Origin of the sequence: Bacillus sp. SIMBA_074, from assembly GCF_046534555.1 — a bacterium.
Lineage (GTDB): Bacteria > Bacillota > Bacilli > Bacillales > Bacillaceae_G > Bacillus_A > Bacillus_A mycoides.
Map to the genome: position 1 here is coordinate 1 of NZ_JAWRYM010000981.1, position 249 is coordinate 249.

Below are 249 nucleotides of genomic sequence, written 5' to 3' on the forward strand. Positions count from 1 at the left end.
CTCGCAGTAGTTGTTGTAGTCCAGGTTGGCCCAGTAATTCTCGTCGAGAGCGTAGCGCACCGCCAGCGTCGCGGTCAACTGTTCGCTGATGCGGTAGTTGGCGTTGAACCCGACCAGCGCATAGGCATCCTGCTTGACCGTCACCGGCCCGTAGACCGGGTTCTCGACGTTGTAGCCCTCCACCGCGCTCTGCCACATCACCGTTGCGCCCAGGCTCAGGCGATCCCACGCGCCGGGCAGGGTGTACCG

1 protein-coding gene is annotated in these 249 nt (G+C 63.9%); it reads right to left on the reverse strand.

All coding sequences use genetic code 11. The annotated features are described in order from the left end of the window. On the reverse strand, positions 1 to 249 hold a 249-nt coding region (locus SB773_RS33695), incomplete at both ends, for a hypothetical protein (RefSeq protein ID WP_486304335.1).